We start from the raw sequence: 13,222 nt of genomic DNA, 5'->3' as shown, positions 1-13,222 counted from the left end.
GTTGATCGTTGTTGCGTGTGTGGGTCAAATGAAAAACAGATCGTCCGCGTAGCTAAGCGGCGCTTCCGTGGCCGCCTGCAGCGCGTCGCGCGTCAGCCCTTCGGCCATCGCGCGCACCACGAAGCCGCGCTGTGGGTCGACGTCGATCACCGCCATATCGGTGTAGACCACGTCGACCACGCCCTTGCCCGTGAGCGGGAAGCTGCACGAACGCAGCAGCTTGGGGCGGCCGTCGCGCGTGGTGTGTTCCATCACCACGATGACCTTGCGCGCGCCGGCCACCAGGTCCATGGCGCCGCCGATGCCGGGGACGGCGTCGGCGTCATCGGTGGCCCAGCTGGCGATATCGCCTTCGGGCGAAACCTGGAACGCGCCCAGGATGGTGGCGTCCAGGTGGCCGCCGCGCATCATCGCGAAGGACAGCGACTGGTCGCAGATCGATGCCCCGGGAATCAGCTGCAGCCGCGCCTTGCTGGCATTGATCAGGTCCTCGTCGCCGGGGTCGCCCTGCGTCACGTCCTCGATGCCGAGGATGCCGTTCTCGCTGTGCAGGATGATTTCCTTGGCGGGGTCCAGGTATTTGGCCACCAGCGTCGGCATGCCCAGGCCGATGTTCACATAGCTGCCCGGCGGAATATCGGCGGCGACCTGCTGGGCCACGCGGTCGCGGCTGAGCTTCTTTACGGTGTTGGTCATTTGCTGTCCTTGCGCACGACGCGCCCGACGAAGATGCCCGGCGTGACGATGGTTTCGGGATGGATCAGGCCCAGCGGCAGGATGTCGTCGACCTGGACGATGGCGGTTTCGGCGGCCATGCACATCACCGGTCCGAAACCGCGTCCAGCCAGCCGGTAGGTCAGATTGCCCCAGCGATCGGCGTGATAGGCCTTGACCAGCGCGAAGTCCGCGCGCAGCGGCTCTTCCTGCACATAGCCCTTGCCCTGGTAGATGCACTGCGGCTTGCCTTCGGCGATCGGCGTCCCATAGCCCGTCGGCGTGAAGAACGGCCCCAGGCCGGCGCCCGCGGCGCGCATGCGCTCCAGCAGCGTGCCTTGCGGCACCAGTTCCAGCTCGATCTTCTTTTCGCGATACAGGGCGGTGAAGACGTCGGCGCCCGAGGACTTGGGATAAGTGCAGATCATCTTGCGCACGCGCCCGGCCGCCAGCAGCGCGGCCAGACCCGTGGTGCCGGTGCCGGCGTTATTGCTGATGATGGTCAGGTCCTTGGCGCCGTGGTCGATCAGCGCATGCAGCAACTCGCGCGGCAGTCCCGAATCGCCGAAGCCGGTCACCATGACGGATGCGCCGTCGCCGATGCACGACACGGCGTCGCGCAGGGTGGGGAATATCTTGTTGATCATGTTCGTCTCGTGCAGAAAGGCCTTACAGCGCCGCCGCGCTGCCCAGGATGGCGGTGGACTGGCTGGACAGCGTGGCGCCGTTGCCGTGTACCAGCGCCACGTCGCAGCGCTGCTGGCGCTCGCCGGCCTGACCGCGCAGCTGGCGCACCGCTTCGATCACCAGGAATACGCCATACATCCCCGGATGGCCGAACGACAGTCCGCCGCCGTTGGTGTTGACCGGCAGTCGTCCGCCCGGCGCGATGGCACCATCGGCGACGAAGCGCCCGCCTTCGCCCTTGGGGCAGAAGCCCAGGTCTTCCAGGAACAGAATGGTGTTGATGGTGAAGGCGTCATACAGGCAAGCCAGGTCGACGTCGCCGGGCGACATGCCGGCCATGCGCAGCGCGCGCGGTCCGGACTCCGCCGCCGCGGTCACCGTCAGGTCTTCCATGCTGGAAATCTGCCGGTGCCATACCGCCGTGGCGTTGCCCAGTACATAGGCCGGCGGATGCGGCAGGTCGCGGGCACGGTCGCTACGCACCAGCACGAAGGCGCCGGCGCCGTCGGTCAGCAGACAGCAATCGCGCACCGTCAGCGGATCGCAGACCATGCGGGCGTCCAGCACGTCCTGGATCGACAGCGACTCGCGCGAATACGCTTCGGGATTCAGCCGCGCCCAGGCGCGCGCGGCGACCGCCACTTCCGCCAGCTGTTCGCGCGTGGTGCCGTATTGCGCCATGTGCCGCGCGGCCGCCAGTGCGTAGGCGCTGATCGGCTGCATGGGTTCGTAGGGCGTTTCATAAGGCTGCGGGTCCAGCACCTGGCGCATTTTGCCGACGGCGGCGCGGTTGACCGTGCCGGTGCGCTGCGTGCTGCCGTAGCAGACCAGCACCGCGTTGCAGACGCCCGCGGCCAGCGCCTGGATGGCGGGCAGCAGATGGGCGACGAAGCTGCTGCCGCCCAGCATGGTGCTGTCGATGAAGGCGGGCCGGATACCCAGGTACTCGGCCACCGGCATGGCCCACATGGTGGCCGACGCGCTGCAGGTGCACAGGCCGTCGATGTCGGACATGCGCAGACCGGCGTCGGCGACCGCGCGGGCCGCGGCCTGCGCCAGGATTTCCATTTCGGTGTAGCCGGCGGCCGAACCCATGCCTGCCTGGCCCACGCCCACCACGGCGGCGGCGCCGCGCAATGCGTTCGCGCTCATCGTGTCTGCTCCAGCAGCGTGAATATCACAAGGTTCTGCTCGCCTTCGCGCCGCAGCCCGGCGCGCACGCGGTCGCCGATGCGCGGCGCGGCCGGATCGACGTCTTCGATGCGGCTCATCATGCGTACGCCTTCGTCCAGATCCACCAGGCACAGGTTGCGGTCCCCGCCGGCCTGCGCCGGGCGGCGCATGACGGTGGTGGAGTACACCGTGCCGGTGCCCGATGGCGCGACCCAGTCGAATTCCTGGCCGTCGCAGGCGGGGCAGGCAATGCGGGGATAGAACACCGCCTTGCCGCAGGCGCGGCAGCGCGGAATGCGCCAGTCGCCCTCCTGCAGATAGCGGAAGTACGTTTGTTCGGGGCCGAGCGGGCCCGTGGGCGCGCTGCTGTCGCGCCCGCTAGTGTCGGTGGCCATGCGTATTCCTGGTCGAAAAGAGTCAGATAGGGTCCCAGCTCACCACGTCCGGCGAACGTTCCAGTGCGAAGAAGCTGGAACGCATGGCGGGAATGGCGATCTCGGCGATGCTTTGCGGGGTCCAGCCTTCGCTCATATGCACCGACCGGATCGGGCGCGGCTGGCTGAACAGCAGGATTTCATTGGCGCGGACGCCGAATATCTGTCCCGTGACCTGGGCGGCGGCGTCGCTGGCCAGGAAGACGGCCATGGGCGCGATCTTGCCGGCTTCCATTTTCTTGAGCTTTTCGACGCGCGCGGCCTCTTCGGGGGTCTTGGCCGGGATGGAGTCGGTCATGCGGCTCCATGCGAAGGGCGCGATGCAGTTGGAGCGCACGCCGTACTTCTGCATGTCCAGCGCGATCGACTTCGACAGCGCGACGATGCCGAGCTTGGCGGCCGAATAATTCGCCTGGCCGAAGTTGCCGACCAGGCCGGATGTGGACGTCATATGCACATAGGCGCCGCCGTTCTGGGCGCGAAAGTGCGGCGCGGCGGCCCGGCTGACGAAGAACGTGCCATGCAGGTGCACGTCTATGACCGAGCGCCATTCGTCTTCTTCCATGTTGTGGAAGAAGCGGTCGCGCAGATTGCCGGCGTTGTTGATGACGGCATCGATGCGGCCATAGGTATCGAGGGCGCAGGCGATGATGCGCTGCGCGCTGTTCCAGTCCGATACGCTGTCGCCGCAGGCGACGGCGGAACCGCCGGCGGCGCGCAGTTCGGCGGCCAGGCCTTCCGCCACCCCGGCGTCGCCGCCCTGGCCGGACAGCGATACGCCGACGTCATTCACCACCACGCTGGCGCCGGCTTGCGCCAGCGCATGCGCGATCCCGCGTCCGATACCGCCGCCCGCGCCGGTCAGCACCACCACTTTGTCTTTCATGTCGCCCATCCACCTGGAGCGGCATGGCGGGTATCGCTATGTCTCGCTCCTATATATGTATATACATAATATTAAGTACTGGACATATTTGGTGTCAATAGGGCGAGGGAGCTTCAGGCCGGGACGGAAGCTCCCGGCCGATAGGGGCAGGGCGACCATGGGTCGGCGGCACCGCTGCCTGGGCCGCGCGGCGCGTCAGGTCCAGGCGCCCGGCCGCGGCACTTCGCACGGACCGGTTACCGGGACGCTGGTGAAGTCCGCCGGTCCGACGACCTCCAGATACTCCATGTCCGGCGAGTAGTCGAACAGGAAGTGGCGGATGCCGGGCCGCTGGTGCACACAGTCCCCCGCGCTGACCAGCGTTTCCCTGTCTTCGTACATGAAGCGCGCCCATCCCTTCAGCATGTAGACGATATGGAACTCGGCGCCGTGGATATGCCATCCCGTGCCGGCCTCGGGCGCTTCATTCGCCCTGACCAGCTGGGCGATGACCTTGCCGCTGGTCGCCTTGGCGATTCCCAGATCCCGGTACACGAAGAAATCGCGTAGCCCGCCCGATCGAAACTCCGTATCCCCCGGCCGCACGTGCGAAAAAAATGTAGGAAAATCCCCGCCTGCCTTTTGGTTTTCCATTGCCTGTCTCCAGTAAGAAGAAAAGACCCGAGCGATCATGCTCCAAGGCACTGTAGGAGCCGGCAAAGGCAGCGGCAATACCGTAAAACTACGTTGGCGCAGATGTGATGGCCCCGCCGGCGGCGCGGGCCCATTCCCGGTCTGGAGATCGAGCGATGAACCCCGACATAGACTACAAAGAGGTCCTGATGCGCGCGCCGGTGGGCATGTGCGTGTCTCGCAACCGGGTCATCCAGTTCGCCAACCCCGCGCTTGAAGACATGTTCGGCTACGACGCCGGCGCGCTGGACGGCGTGTCCTTCGAATTGCTTTATCCGTCGGTCGCGGAGTTCACCCGCACCGGCCGGCGCCTGCTGCGTCTGCTGGGCGACACCGACGCCTACTCGGATGAACGCATCATGAAGCGCCGCCAGGGCGAGCTGTTCTGGTGCCATACCGCGGGCCGGTCCCTGGTATCCCAGAATCCCCACGCGGCTGTCATCTGGGTTTTCGAAGACCTGAGCGCGAAGCGCCCCGTCGCCTCCGGGCTGACCGCGCGCGAACGCGAAATCGCCGCGCTTATCGCCGAAGGCAAGACCAGCAAGGTCATCGCCCGGCAACTCAACCTGAGTCCGCGTACCGTCGAGATGTACCGGGCCAGGCTCATGACCAAGTTCGCCGCCAAGACCTCGGCCGGCCTGATCCACAAGCTGATGAGTTTTTCCGCGGCTTAGGAAGCGCGCGGATCGCGCTTTCGGAAATCCCGTATTGCCGCGAACGGCGCCCGGCCGTATGGTCCGCGGCCCAAGGAGAACTCACGCATGCCATTCCATCCGCCATTCAAACAGTGCTTCGAACGAGGCGACCTGGTGTACGGCCTGGCGCGGCAACGCAGCCGGTACGCATTCGACTATCCGCAGTTCCGCGATGCACAGGACTATGTCGGCGAGACCGGCGAACCGAACTTCAGCCGCATCGACCAATACGCGGCCATCGCCACCGAGCGCTGGGAGCAGCAGTATTTCAAGAAGGCCGTGCCGCCCAACCAGGCGGACTTCCTGGCCAGCATCGAGCGGCATCCCAAGTACCGCAAAGCCTTGTCCGCGAAGCAGGCCACGGTGCAAGCCGTGGCGCGCAAGTGCAAGGCGGGCCTGGCCTGGGCCGCCGAATCCCGAATATCGGTCCACTTCGTGCTGGACCAGCTCGATATGGCCCAGGTGGTCGGCAAATCCCACCCGCGCGATAAGGACGCGAAGTCGTACACCGGCTGCGAACTGCGGTGGGTGTATAGGAACCGGCATAACCCCGCCGTACAGCAGGCCATCCAGTTCTGGCGGGAAGGCGCGCCCACGCTACCGCCGTGGGTGGGCGACGGCGCGCGGGTATGGGCTGCCTATCATCCTGCCCGGGAATACGCCGGGCCGCCGGCGCGCTTCTTTCCCTCGCTGTTCGCCTGCTGGTTCGGCTAGACCCGTCGAAGCCGCGCCGGCCACGCTCAGCCGCCCACGGAACGGTTCTGCGCCGTTCCGAGCACGTCGTCCACGCGGTCCTCGTAAGCGGCGCGCGCCGCGGGCGGCCATGCGCCGCCGTGCTGATCCATCCAGCCCAGCACATCCACCTTGATCTGCGCGATGAAGGTCTCCGGGTCCTGCTGCTGCCGGGCGATGATGCGCACGAGTTCGGACAGAATGCGGGCGTCCGCCACCCGCGGCGCGAAGTCGGGTTCCGTCATGGCCACACCTTGTTTTCGGGGTTGCGATCGGGTTCGCCGCCTGTCCGCGATCAACTGACCGACGGCGAGCCGACCTGGGTCGCGGACAGCGACGTATTCAGGGTATAGACCGCTGTCAGCGAACATTCCGCCAGCACCGCGTCCTGCATGGCCTTCAGCACGTCGGCGGCCTTGAAGCCGTCCGCCAGGTCCAGCGTCGGCACGGACAGGGCATATACCGTAAAGCGGTAGCGATGCGGGCGGCCATCGTTCCAGGGAGGCGCGGGGCCACCGTAGCACAGGCCCGCGCCGTCCTCCATGCCGGGCATGCCGGCGTAATCGTTGTGGCCCAGCCTGCCGGGCGACACGGCCTTCGACGGCGACAGGTCGCCGCCCTGCAGCGGCGCGAACGCGCCTTCGTCGACGTCGCGCACGCCAGCCGGCAGGTCGACCAGCACCCAATGATAGAAAAGCGCCCGTTCGCTGTCGTCGTCGAAGACGACACCCGGCTTGTTGATGCCGGACGTGTCGGTCGGCGCATCCAGGTCCGCGCAAAGCAAGGCGAACGATGCGGTGCCCTCCGGGACGTCATCCCAGGCCAGATGCGGATTCAGGTTTTCCGCCGGCACCAGCGTCGTGGGACCGTCATTGCGGCGCAGGGCATACCGGTCCGGCATGGCCTCTCCGTCCAGAAATGAAAGACTGTTCAGTTTCACTATTCCGCCGCTGCAATAGTCGTGGGATACGCCCACTACGTTGGGTGGCCGCGCGATATGGCGCCACGGCGCGCACAGCGCAATCATCGTACCTATTGTTGTGTCCGCGCAATATGCCCGGCGGCGCGCAGGGCGCCGGAGTCGACGATGACAGCGCCGGCTTGTGCCGCACCCAGCTGTTGCGCGACGGCATGGATGGCGCGGAAGTTGGCGCGATAGGCTTCCAGCATGCGGCGGTCATCGCGGTCCGCGCCGAAGTACTCGGCCAACGCGCCGCCGGTGATACGGGCGGCGCGCTTGCCATCGGGAAAATGCATCGAGAAGTGGACGTCGCCGCCGTCGACACGCGCGTCGGGATCGAAACTCATGGCTGCTCCTGGGTCGTCGCGCCGGACGGGCGCATGGTCGCTATGCAAGCGCCATGCTTAAGACGGGCAGGGCAGCGTATCCCTTGCGCAGTGAAACGAAGCTCATCCGTGGCAAAAACTGCCCGGCTGGGGCGGGCGGCGCTTTACCTCAGGGCGCCGGCTTCACGCCATGTGCCGCGAAGCGGCGGCCAGGGCCGGTGTGTTCGTGCATCGGGCCTTCAGCCCAGGGTGGATGGCCCGGCGTGGCTTCTCCGGGCCGCCGTGGTTTCCTCGCGCGACAGCGGGACGGGACCGTAGGCGTCGCGGGCGCCGGTTTTCAGGCCTTCCGGATGCCGCGCGACTTCCTCGAGCATGGCGGCCATGTCCAGGGCGGCGATGTGGGTGGACGAAACCGCGACGCCGCGTGTGCGGCCGCCGGTGCCGGCCGCATCGGCGGAGGCATCACACGGTTGATGGGCGATACAGGATTGAATGCTTGACATCGTTTCTCCATTCGGCAGGGATTGCCAAAAAAAAAGCGTGGCCAAGCCGGGCGGGTATGACCACGCGCCCTATGTGGACATGCCGGGCCTGGAATTCCCTGCCGAATGGCCGTTTAAGATCGACACGCTTGATTTCTCGCAAGGCCGCGCAGGGTAGGCGGGGCACGCTGCCGCCAGGACCCGTTTGTGTGCGACGTGGTACAAGCATAGGCGCCCGGAGCCTCATGTCCGGAGCGCTGCAACCGCCGGAATCCATATGAAGAAAACCGATCTTGAAAAGAACAAAGGGCTGAAACTGATGGGCAAGCTGAACGCCGCCGTGCCGCCCGGGCGCTATGCCGGCGCCGCGCCGGTGCCGGACAGGCGCGAGCAGCGCAAGCTGGACCAGGCTGCGGGGCTGGTGCCGTTTCCCGTCAAGCTCAAGCAGCCCCTGATCGACGCCCTGCGCGCCAGGGCGCAGGCCGATGGCGTCGGCGTCAATGACCTTGTAAACACCCTGCTGGCCGACGCGCTGAAAGACTGACGATGGCGTGTCACCCGCCTAGCTGGAAGCGCTCGAAAGGCCCCAGGGCGTCTTCGATCGCGACCTTGATGTCGGCCCGTTTTTTCGTCAGCCAGGTCCACTGCTTGACGAGGAGCTTGCGTGCCTGCCTGTCCGTCTTCAGATCGATCGCGGCGACGATCTCGTCGCCCGCCAGTACGGGCAGGGCAAAGTAGCCCATTATGCGCTTGGCCGGCGGTACGTAGGCTTCGAAGCGGTGCTCATAAGCGAAGAACAGGTGCAGCCGCTTGCGCTGGATGACCAGCGGGTCGAATGGCGACAGCAAATGCACCCGTGGAGGTTCGTCCGCGGCGGGCGGCGTGTCCAGCGTCGCGGGGTCCGCCCAATGCTGCACCGTATGGCCGTCGATGTGGACCGGCACCAGCCCCTTGCCGCGCACGCGCGCGGCGATGCGTTCGGCGACCGGCGCTTTCATTGGCAGGTTGCCGTAGCAGATGGAGTCCAGGCTTACCATGCCCTGCGCGCGGATGGCGCGGTCCAGCAGGTATTCGGCGAACTGCCCCTGCGTGGCGGGTCGCGGCCGCCGCGGCCAGGCGAAATGGCGCTGCGCCAGTTCATAGGTTTTGAGCATGCCTATGCGCCGGCTGATGGTCAGGTCTCCGGTCAGGAAACCCAGGCGCAGGGCGCGCTTCGATGGCTTGCGGCTACCCCAGGGGTGGGTTTTTTCGACCAGCTCTTCATCGATGTCGCGGATCGACAGGGCGCCTTCCTTGCGAATGCGTTTGATGAGCGCGGCATAGTCCTCCGCGGCCACGGTGGTAAAGGCGTCGGGCGGCGCCGTGCGATAGCGCGCCATCGCCGGCATGAAATAGCGGTAGTGCGCCGTCGGCACGTAGGACAGCGCGTGCGTCCAGTACTCGAACACGGTCTTGTCCAGGGACTGCGCGCGCTCCAGGTCCGAGCGCTGGTATGCCGGAATGCGGCTGTAAAGAATGTGATGATGGCTGCGCTCGATCACATGGATCGTGTCGATCTGTACATAGCCCAGGTGTTCGACGGCCTTGCGGGTGGCTTGCGGCCCGGCGCCGAAGGGCGTTGACCGGTCCAGGCACTGGGCACGCAGCCAGATCGCCCGCGCGTGCGCGGGGGCCACGGCGTAGGAGGATTTGCTCAAGATGGCTCCGGTGTCGCCGTACGGACTGGACGGCGGTCAGGCCTCCTATTCTATTGTGTGCTCCCCGGGGATTGCGGCAAGCGGTTCGCGCGCGGGATCGTCATGATCCGGATGTCGTTCAGCACCAGGTCCGGCGTGGCCGGCGTCACCGTGCCCGAGAGATCGTCCCCCATCCAGAATTCCCTATGGTCGCGGATCCGTACCTGGCTGGCGGTGACGGGGTGGCGAATGGTCAGCCAGGCGCCTTCCGCCCCGACATCGATGGCGTCGAGTATGACGGCGGCGCCTTTTCTCAACAGAATGACAGGGCCGCCCTCTTCCAGCGCACGTTGCAGCATCGGCAGGGTTTCCTTGTGGGTGGCGCCGTTGGTATAGGTCGTGACGGCGGCGCTTTTCAATTGGGCGCTCAGCAACAGCATCGTGTCGTGGGCGGGATCGCCCGTGCGTGGCGGGTTTGCGCGCAGCCGCTGATAGCTGTCCAGCTGTTCCAGTACCTGCGCGGGCGTTTTGCCTTCGGCCAGTAGCATCTGGCCGCAGGCCTCCGCGTCGCCCAGGTGATCCGTGGCGGGGATCATGTACTGGGACTGCGGGCCCTCGCGCAGCGCGTAGATGGCGCGGCCGGCGTCGTAGGAGGAAACGGCGCGTTCGCCCACGGTGTAGCTCACCGCCCCCGTCGCGGCGTCGTAGCGATAGCCCGCCAGGATTTCGTCCAGCGCGCCGGCATGCGAATAATCCGGGATGCGGCTCAGCGAGCGCACGAGCTCTCCATCCAGCAGCTCCGGCGTAACCGTGCCCCCAGAATAGCCGCTGGGAAGCCGGCGGACCTGGCCATCCGGCCCTCGCACGAAGTAGTTCTTCCTGGCGTGTCCAAGCAGGTTCGGATAACGCGCGCGGATGGCGTGCGTGAAAGGCTCCAGGCGCAGGTGCAGCCTGCCGGGCGGAATGCCGGCGGAAGGACTGAAGGGCGAGGGGGGGACGGGAGACGCGGTGGCCGACGAGGCGGCGCTCGATACGCTCGCCGCCGCGGAGCCCGGTATGGACGAGGTATCGAACGAAGATCTGGCGCTTGACGATCTACCGCCCGATGACACGCCACTGGATGACGCGGCGCTCGATGCCGTGCTGCCGCCCCGGATGATCCGCGTCACGCGTCCGCCGCCCTCCAGTACCGGGATACTGGCATGTCGCCACAGGGCCGTGTCCGGATCGTAGGCCAGCCGGTGGACGATGACGTCCGGCGACACGGTTTCCGGCGGCACGGCATGCCAGATGGGGCGCGAGTCGGTCGATGTGGCCAGATCGGCGACGACCTCGATATAGTCGTCGCCGATGCGCGCGTAAGTCCTGCCCTGCAGAACGATGGCGCCGTTCGCCCCCGCCCGCTGTCCCTGCAATTGCGACACCACGTCCGGCGTGCCGACCCGATAGCGTCGCAGGATATGGACCGGCAACGATCGATAAAGCAGATCGCCCGGGCCGGCCAGCAGCACCGCGCCGATACGCCGCCCGTTGGCCGGATCGTATTGGGTGTAGGCGCGGGCGCGGCCCAGTTGCTGCAGCCGTAGCGCGCCGCCGGCCTCGTCACGCGCGATGACGGATGGAATGGCTTCGATGGCGTCGTCCACCGGTCCCGTCGCGGGTCTGGTGCGCGGGCCCGGCAGACGCCACTGGCCATCCGCGATCATCGGTCCGCGCAGCTTGTGTGACGCGGTGTGGAGGCTGCTCGCCATTCCGGGGTGCGAGGCGTACATGCGTGCCGCCAGCCGTTCGGGGTCCAGCGACAGGATGCGCGCCCAGCCTTTGACGATGCCTCGCGCGGCTTTCTGGCGAAGCGCTTGCAGCAGGGGCGCGGAACGCGTGAGTCCGTGCAAGCCGGCCCTGCCCGCCATGCGCGAGCCCAGCATCGTGACGGTCATCGCCAGCTGGGGGGACTTCAGCGCCGTGGCGAGTGTCAGCAGGCCTTGCCTGCCTAGCTTCACGCCCAGGCCCGCCAGGCCGGCGCCCAGCCACAGCGTCGAAATCAAGGACAGCACTTCGAGGCCGCTGGTGACGATGGCGGCTTCCACGTCGCCGCGCCGCGCGGCGTCGATGGTGGGACGGGAGGGAATCAGGCTGCGCAGGAATTCCATCATCTGATCGTGCGAGTTCTTGCCGCGCGCGGCGGGGCGCAGTGTTTCGATTTCGGTGCGGAACCACGCCGCCAGGGTGAGCTCCAGGCTGGAGGCTTTGCCTTCGGCCATCTCCCGTATCGCTACCCCGCTGCGATAGGGAGGCTGGAAAACCCGTGCCAAGGCGTCTTCGCCGAAGACCAGCCCGCGGTTTGCGTCCACCCATGCGTCGATCGAAATGCCGGCCGGAAGTTCGCGAGCCAATGAGCTTTGCGACGACACGAAGAACCGCCGTGGCGTTGCGCCCATGGCATCCGGACGGACCGTGTAGATGAACCCTTGCGCCTGGATGGTCGTCGTCGGCTTGCGTACATACTGCACGACCCCGCCGCGCATGGGCAGGACGCCCGGTAGCGCGCTTTCCAGCACGGGGCGCGCGACGGATACCGCGGCAGACGACAGATCGATGCCGTTTTCCCTGGCGTGCAGGAGCAGGCGGCAGCGAGTCAGGATCGCCATCTGCGTCGCGGCGTCGCGTTGATAGTCGTCGAAGCGCTTGTTGAACTCCGCGTCCAGCGATGCCGGCAGCCTGCCCGCGATCTCCCGCATCTGCTCCGGCGTGGGCCGCGTATTCGCGTCGGTCAACAATCTTGCGGGGTTCGTGTCCGCGAGCGTGTCGGCATGGAAATAGCGTAGTGTGGGCGTCGAGGGCTCGTCGTTCGTCAGGGCCGGCGTCGGTACGATCGCGAGGCCGGGGAAGTGTATGTGTTCGATGCGCGGATGATCCGGATTCAAGCCCGCTGCCTTCAACAGCGCATGGGCTGTCCCCATGCGGGTCGGGACCTCCAGGGCGGCAAGCTTGCCCAATGCTTCATAGAAGGCGATTTCCTGCGCGAACTCCGCGCGGATAAAGGCATGGAGCCGGTCGGCCAATTTTTCGGGGTCCGTATTCGCCAGGTCGGCGTCCTCGATGAAGCCCGCGGCGTGCGCGGCGACGACCAGCAGCGATACGTCCAGGCCCGTGCCCGACGCCAGGCCTTCGATCAGCGCCTGTTCCCCCAGGGCCGCCAGTTCTTCCGGCGTGTGGTCATGCGACGGAACGTCCAGCGATCGGGCGACTGCCTCGCCGACCTTCAAGGTCATCCAGCGGCGGCTGGTCCTGTCGATCGTGCCTTCAGGATTGGACTGGGCCTGGGTGGCGCTGGACGTGTCCATCCGCGCCAGCAGCAGGCCCCAGGTCATGATGTCTGCAATGCCGAGTTCGGGTATGTCCGCGTCGGGGACGTCCACGGAGTGGGTCTGCATGTGAGGGGTTTCCGAATGTCGCGCAGCGACGCGCGCCATCGTCCTTGCCACGCTATTGGCGTCCGCCGCCTCCATGGCGTCGCCGGCACTGCCGCGCGCCGGCGACGTTCCATCGAAAAACATCCTGGCGACGCCGTGCACATTTGGGGCGATGACGAACACGCTCATGCTTGAATCTCCGCGAGATAAAGAAAATGCGCCCCACCGGCGGCGAAAAACCGTACGGTGCGGCGCAAGGAGCGGGTTGGTAAAAGCGGTCGAGAGAAGGTTCCGCGGTATCGATTCCCACGTGGACCGGCTTTTTTCAGACCGCCCAAGGGGGCTTTTTCGGGGTGGGGCGGCCCAAACGA

At 66.6% G+C, this 13,222-nt stretch carries 16 protein-coding genes; 4 read left to right on the top strand and 12 right to left on the bottom strand.

Features of this window, described 5'->3' with window-relative positions; all coding sequences use genetic code 11:
• Positions 1-24: 24 nt before the first annotated feature.
• From ACNA0R_RS13940 to ACNA0R_RS13915, 6 genes are all read right to left on the bottom strand, one after another.
• Positions 25-696, bottom strand: a complete 672-nt coding sequence (locus ACNA0R_RS13940; protein WP_415826604.1) for a 3-oxoacid CoA-transferase subunit B — start codon at positions 694-696, stop codon at positions 25-27.
• Positions 693-1,361, bottom strand: coding sequence for a 3-oxoacid CoA-transferase subunit A (locus ACNA0R_RS13935; RefSeq protein WP_415826603.1), 669 nt, complete (start codon positions 1,359-1,361; stop codon positions 693-695). Before ACNA0R_RS13935 ends, ACNA0R_RS13940 begins: the two co-directional genes overlap by 4 nt.
• Before the next feature lie 22 nt (positions 1,362-1,383).
• Positions 1,384-2,553 carry an acetyl-CoA acetyltransferase gene (locus ACNA0R_RS13930; protein WP_415826602.1) on the bottom strand — a complete coding sequence of 390 codons (1,170 nt, stop codon included), beginning with the start codon at positions 2,551-2,553 and terminating at the stop codon, positions 1,384-1,386.
• The gene (locus tag ACNA0R_RS13925) at positions 2,550-2,969 is read right to left on the bottom strand and encodes a Zn-ribbon domain-containing OB-fold protein (RefSeq protein WP_415826601.1); all 420 of its coding nucleotides are present in this window, start codon (positions 2,967-2,969) and stop codon (positions 2,550-2,552) included. Before ACNA0R_RS13925 ends, ACNA0R_RS13930 begins: the two co-directional genes overlap by 4 nt.
• 22 nt (positions 2,970-2,991) lie before the next feature.
• The gene (locus ACNA0R_RS13920; protein WP_415826600.1) at positions 2,992-3,903 is read right to left on the bottom strand and encodes an SDR family NAD(P)-dependent oxidoreductase; all 912 of its coding nucleotides are present in this window, start codon (positions 3,901-3,903) and stop codon (positions 2,992-2,994) included.
• Positions 3,904-4,089: 186 nt separating this feature from the next.
• On the bottom strand, positions 4,090-4,527 hold the full coding sequence (locus ACNA0R_RS13915; protein WP_415826599.1) for a cupin domain-containing protein: 438 nt from the start codon (positions 4,525-4,527) through the stop codon (positions 4,090-4,092).
• A gap of 155 nt (positions 4,528-4,682) precedes the next feature.
• On the opposite strand from ACNA0R_RS13915, the gene ACNA0R_RS13910 reads away from it, so the two are divergent.
• Together ACNA0R_RS13910 and ACNA0R_RS13905 are read left to right on the top strand one after the other, a co-directional pair.
• Positions 4,683-5,240, top strand: a complete 558-nt coding sequence (locus ACNA0R_RS13910) for a LuxR C-terminal-related transcriptional regulator (RefSeq protein WP_415826598.1) — start codon at positions 4,683-4,685, stop codon at positions 5,238-5,240.
• 87 nt (positions 5,241-5,327) lie between these two features.
• Positions 5,328-5,975 carry a hypothetical protein gene (locus ACNA0R_RS13905; protein ID WP_415826597.1) on the top strand — a complete coding sequence of 216 codons (648 nt, stop codon included), beginning with the start codon at positions 5,328-5,330 and terminating at the stop codon, positions 5,973-5,975.
• A 26-nt stretch (positions 5,976-6,001) separates the two neighbouring features.
• Here ACNA0R_RS13905 and ACNA0R_RS13900 read toward each other — a convergent pair whose 3' ends face one another.
• The 4 genes from ACNA0R_RS13900 to ACNA0R_RS13885 all read right to left on the bottom strand — a co-directional run bounded on the left by ACNA0R_RS13900 (position 6,002) and on the right by ACNA0R_RS13885 (position 7,783).
• Positions 6,002-6,238 carry a hypothetical protein gene (locus ACNA0R_RS13900; RefSeq protein WP_415826596.1) on the bottom strand — a complete coding sequence of 79 codons (237 nt, stop codon included), beginning with the start codon at positions 6,236-6,238 and terminating at the stop codon, positions 6,002-6,004.
• A 50-nt stretch (positions 6,239-6,288) separates the two neighbouring features.
• A complete protein-coding gene (locus ACNA0R_RS13895) occupies positions 6,289-6,894 on the bottom strand; it encodes a YbhB/YbcL family Raf kinase inhibitor-like protein (RefSeq protein WP_415826595.1) in 606 nt (201 codons plus the stop codon).
• A 131-nt stretch (positions 6,895-7,025) separates the two neighbouring features.
• Positions 7,026-7,301 carry a hypothetical protein gene (locus tag ACNA0R_RS13890; protein ID WP_415826594.1) on the bottom strand — a complete coding sequence of 92 codons (276 nt, stop codon included), beginning with the start codon at positions 7,299-7,301 and terminating at the stop codon, positions 7,026-7,028.
• Between the two features lie 218 nt (positions 7,302-7,519).
• Entirely contained in the window at positions 7,520-7,783 is a 264-nt protein-coding gene (locus tag ACNA0R_RS13885; protein WP_415826593.1) for a hypothetical protein, read from the bottom strand.
• Between ACNA0R_RS13885 and ACNA0R_RS13880 the strand changes: the two genes are divergently transcribed.
• Together ACNA0R_RS13880 and ACNA0R_RS13875 are read left to right on the top strand one after the other, a co-directional pair.
• Complete coding sequence (locus tag ACNA0R_RS13880; RefSeq protein WP_415826592.1) at positions 7,773-7,940, top strand: hypothetical protein; 168 nt, start codon at positions 7,773-7,775, stop codon at positions 7,938-7,940. The two genes, ACNA0R_RS13885 and ACNA0R_RS13880, sit on opposite strands and share 11 nt — an antisense overlap.
• Positions 7,941-8,039: 99 nt before the next feature.
• Complete coding sequence (locus ACNA0R_RS13875; RefSeq protein ID WP_415826591.1) at positions 8,040-8,306, top strand: hypothetical protein; 267 nt, start codon at positions 8,040-8,042, stop codon at positions 8,304-8,306.
• Positions 8,307-8,316: 10 nt separating this feature from the next.
• On the opposite strand, the gene ACNA0R_RS13870 is transcribed toward ACNA0R_RS13875, so the two are convergent.
• Together ACNA0R_RS13870 and ACNA0R_RS13865 are read right to left on the bottom strand one after the other, a co-directional pair.
• Complete coding sequence (locus ACNA0R_RS13870; RefSeq protein ID WP_415826590.1) at positions 8,317-9,459, bottom strand: winged helix-turn-helix domain-containing protein; 1,143 nt, start codon at positions 9,457-9,459, stop codon at positions 8,317-8,319.
• A 50-nt stretch (positions 9,460-9,509) separates the two neighbouring features.
• A complete protein-coding gene (locus ACNA0R_RS13865; RefSeq protein WP_415826589.1) occupies positions 9,510-13,040 on the bottom strand; it encodes a hypothetical protein in 3,531 nt (1,176 codons plus the stop codon).
• Between the last annotated feature and the right edge of the window lie 182 nt (positions 13,041-13,222).

Origin of the sequence: Bordetella sputigena (genome assembly GCF_965137885.1) — a bacterium.
Lineage (GTDB): Bacteria > Pseudomonadota > Gammaproteobacteria > Burkholderiales > Burkholderiaceae_B > Bordetella_C > Bordetella_C sputigena.
This window is presented reverse-complemented; position numbering and strand designations above follow the sequence as displayed.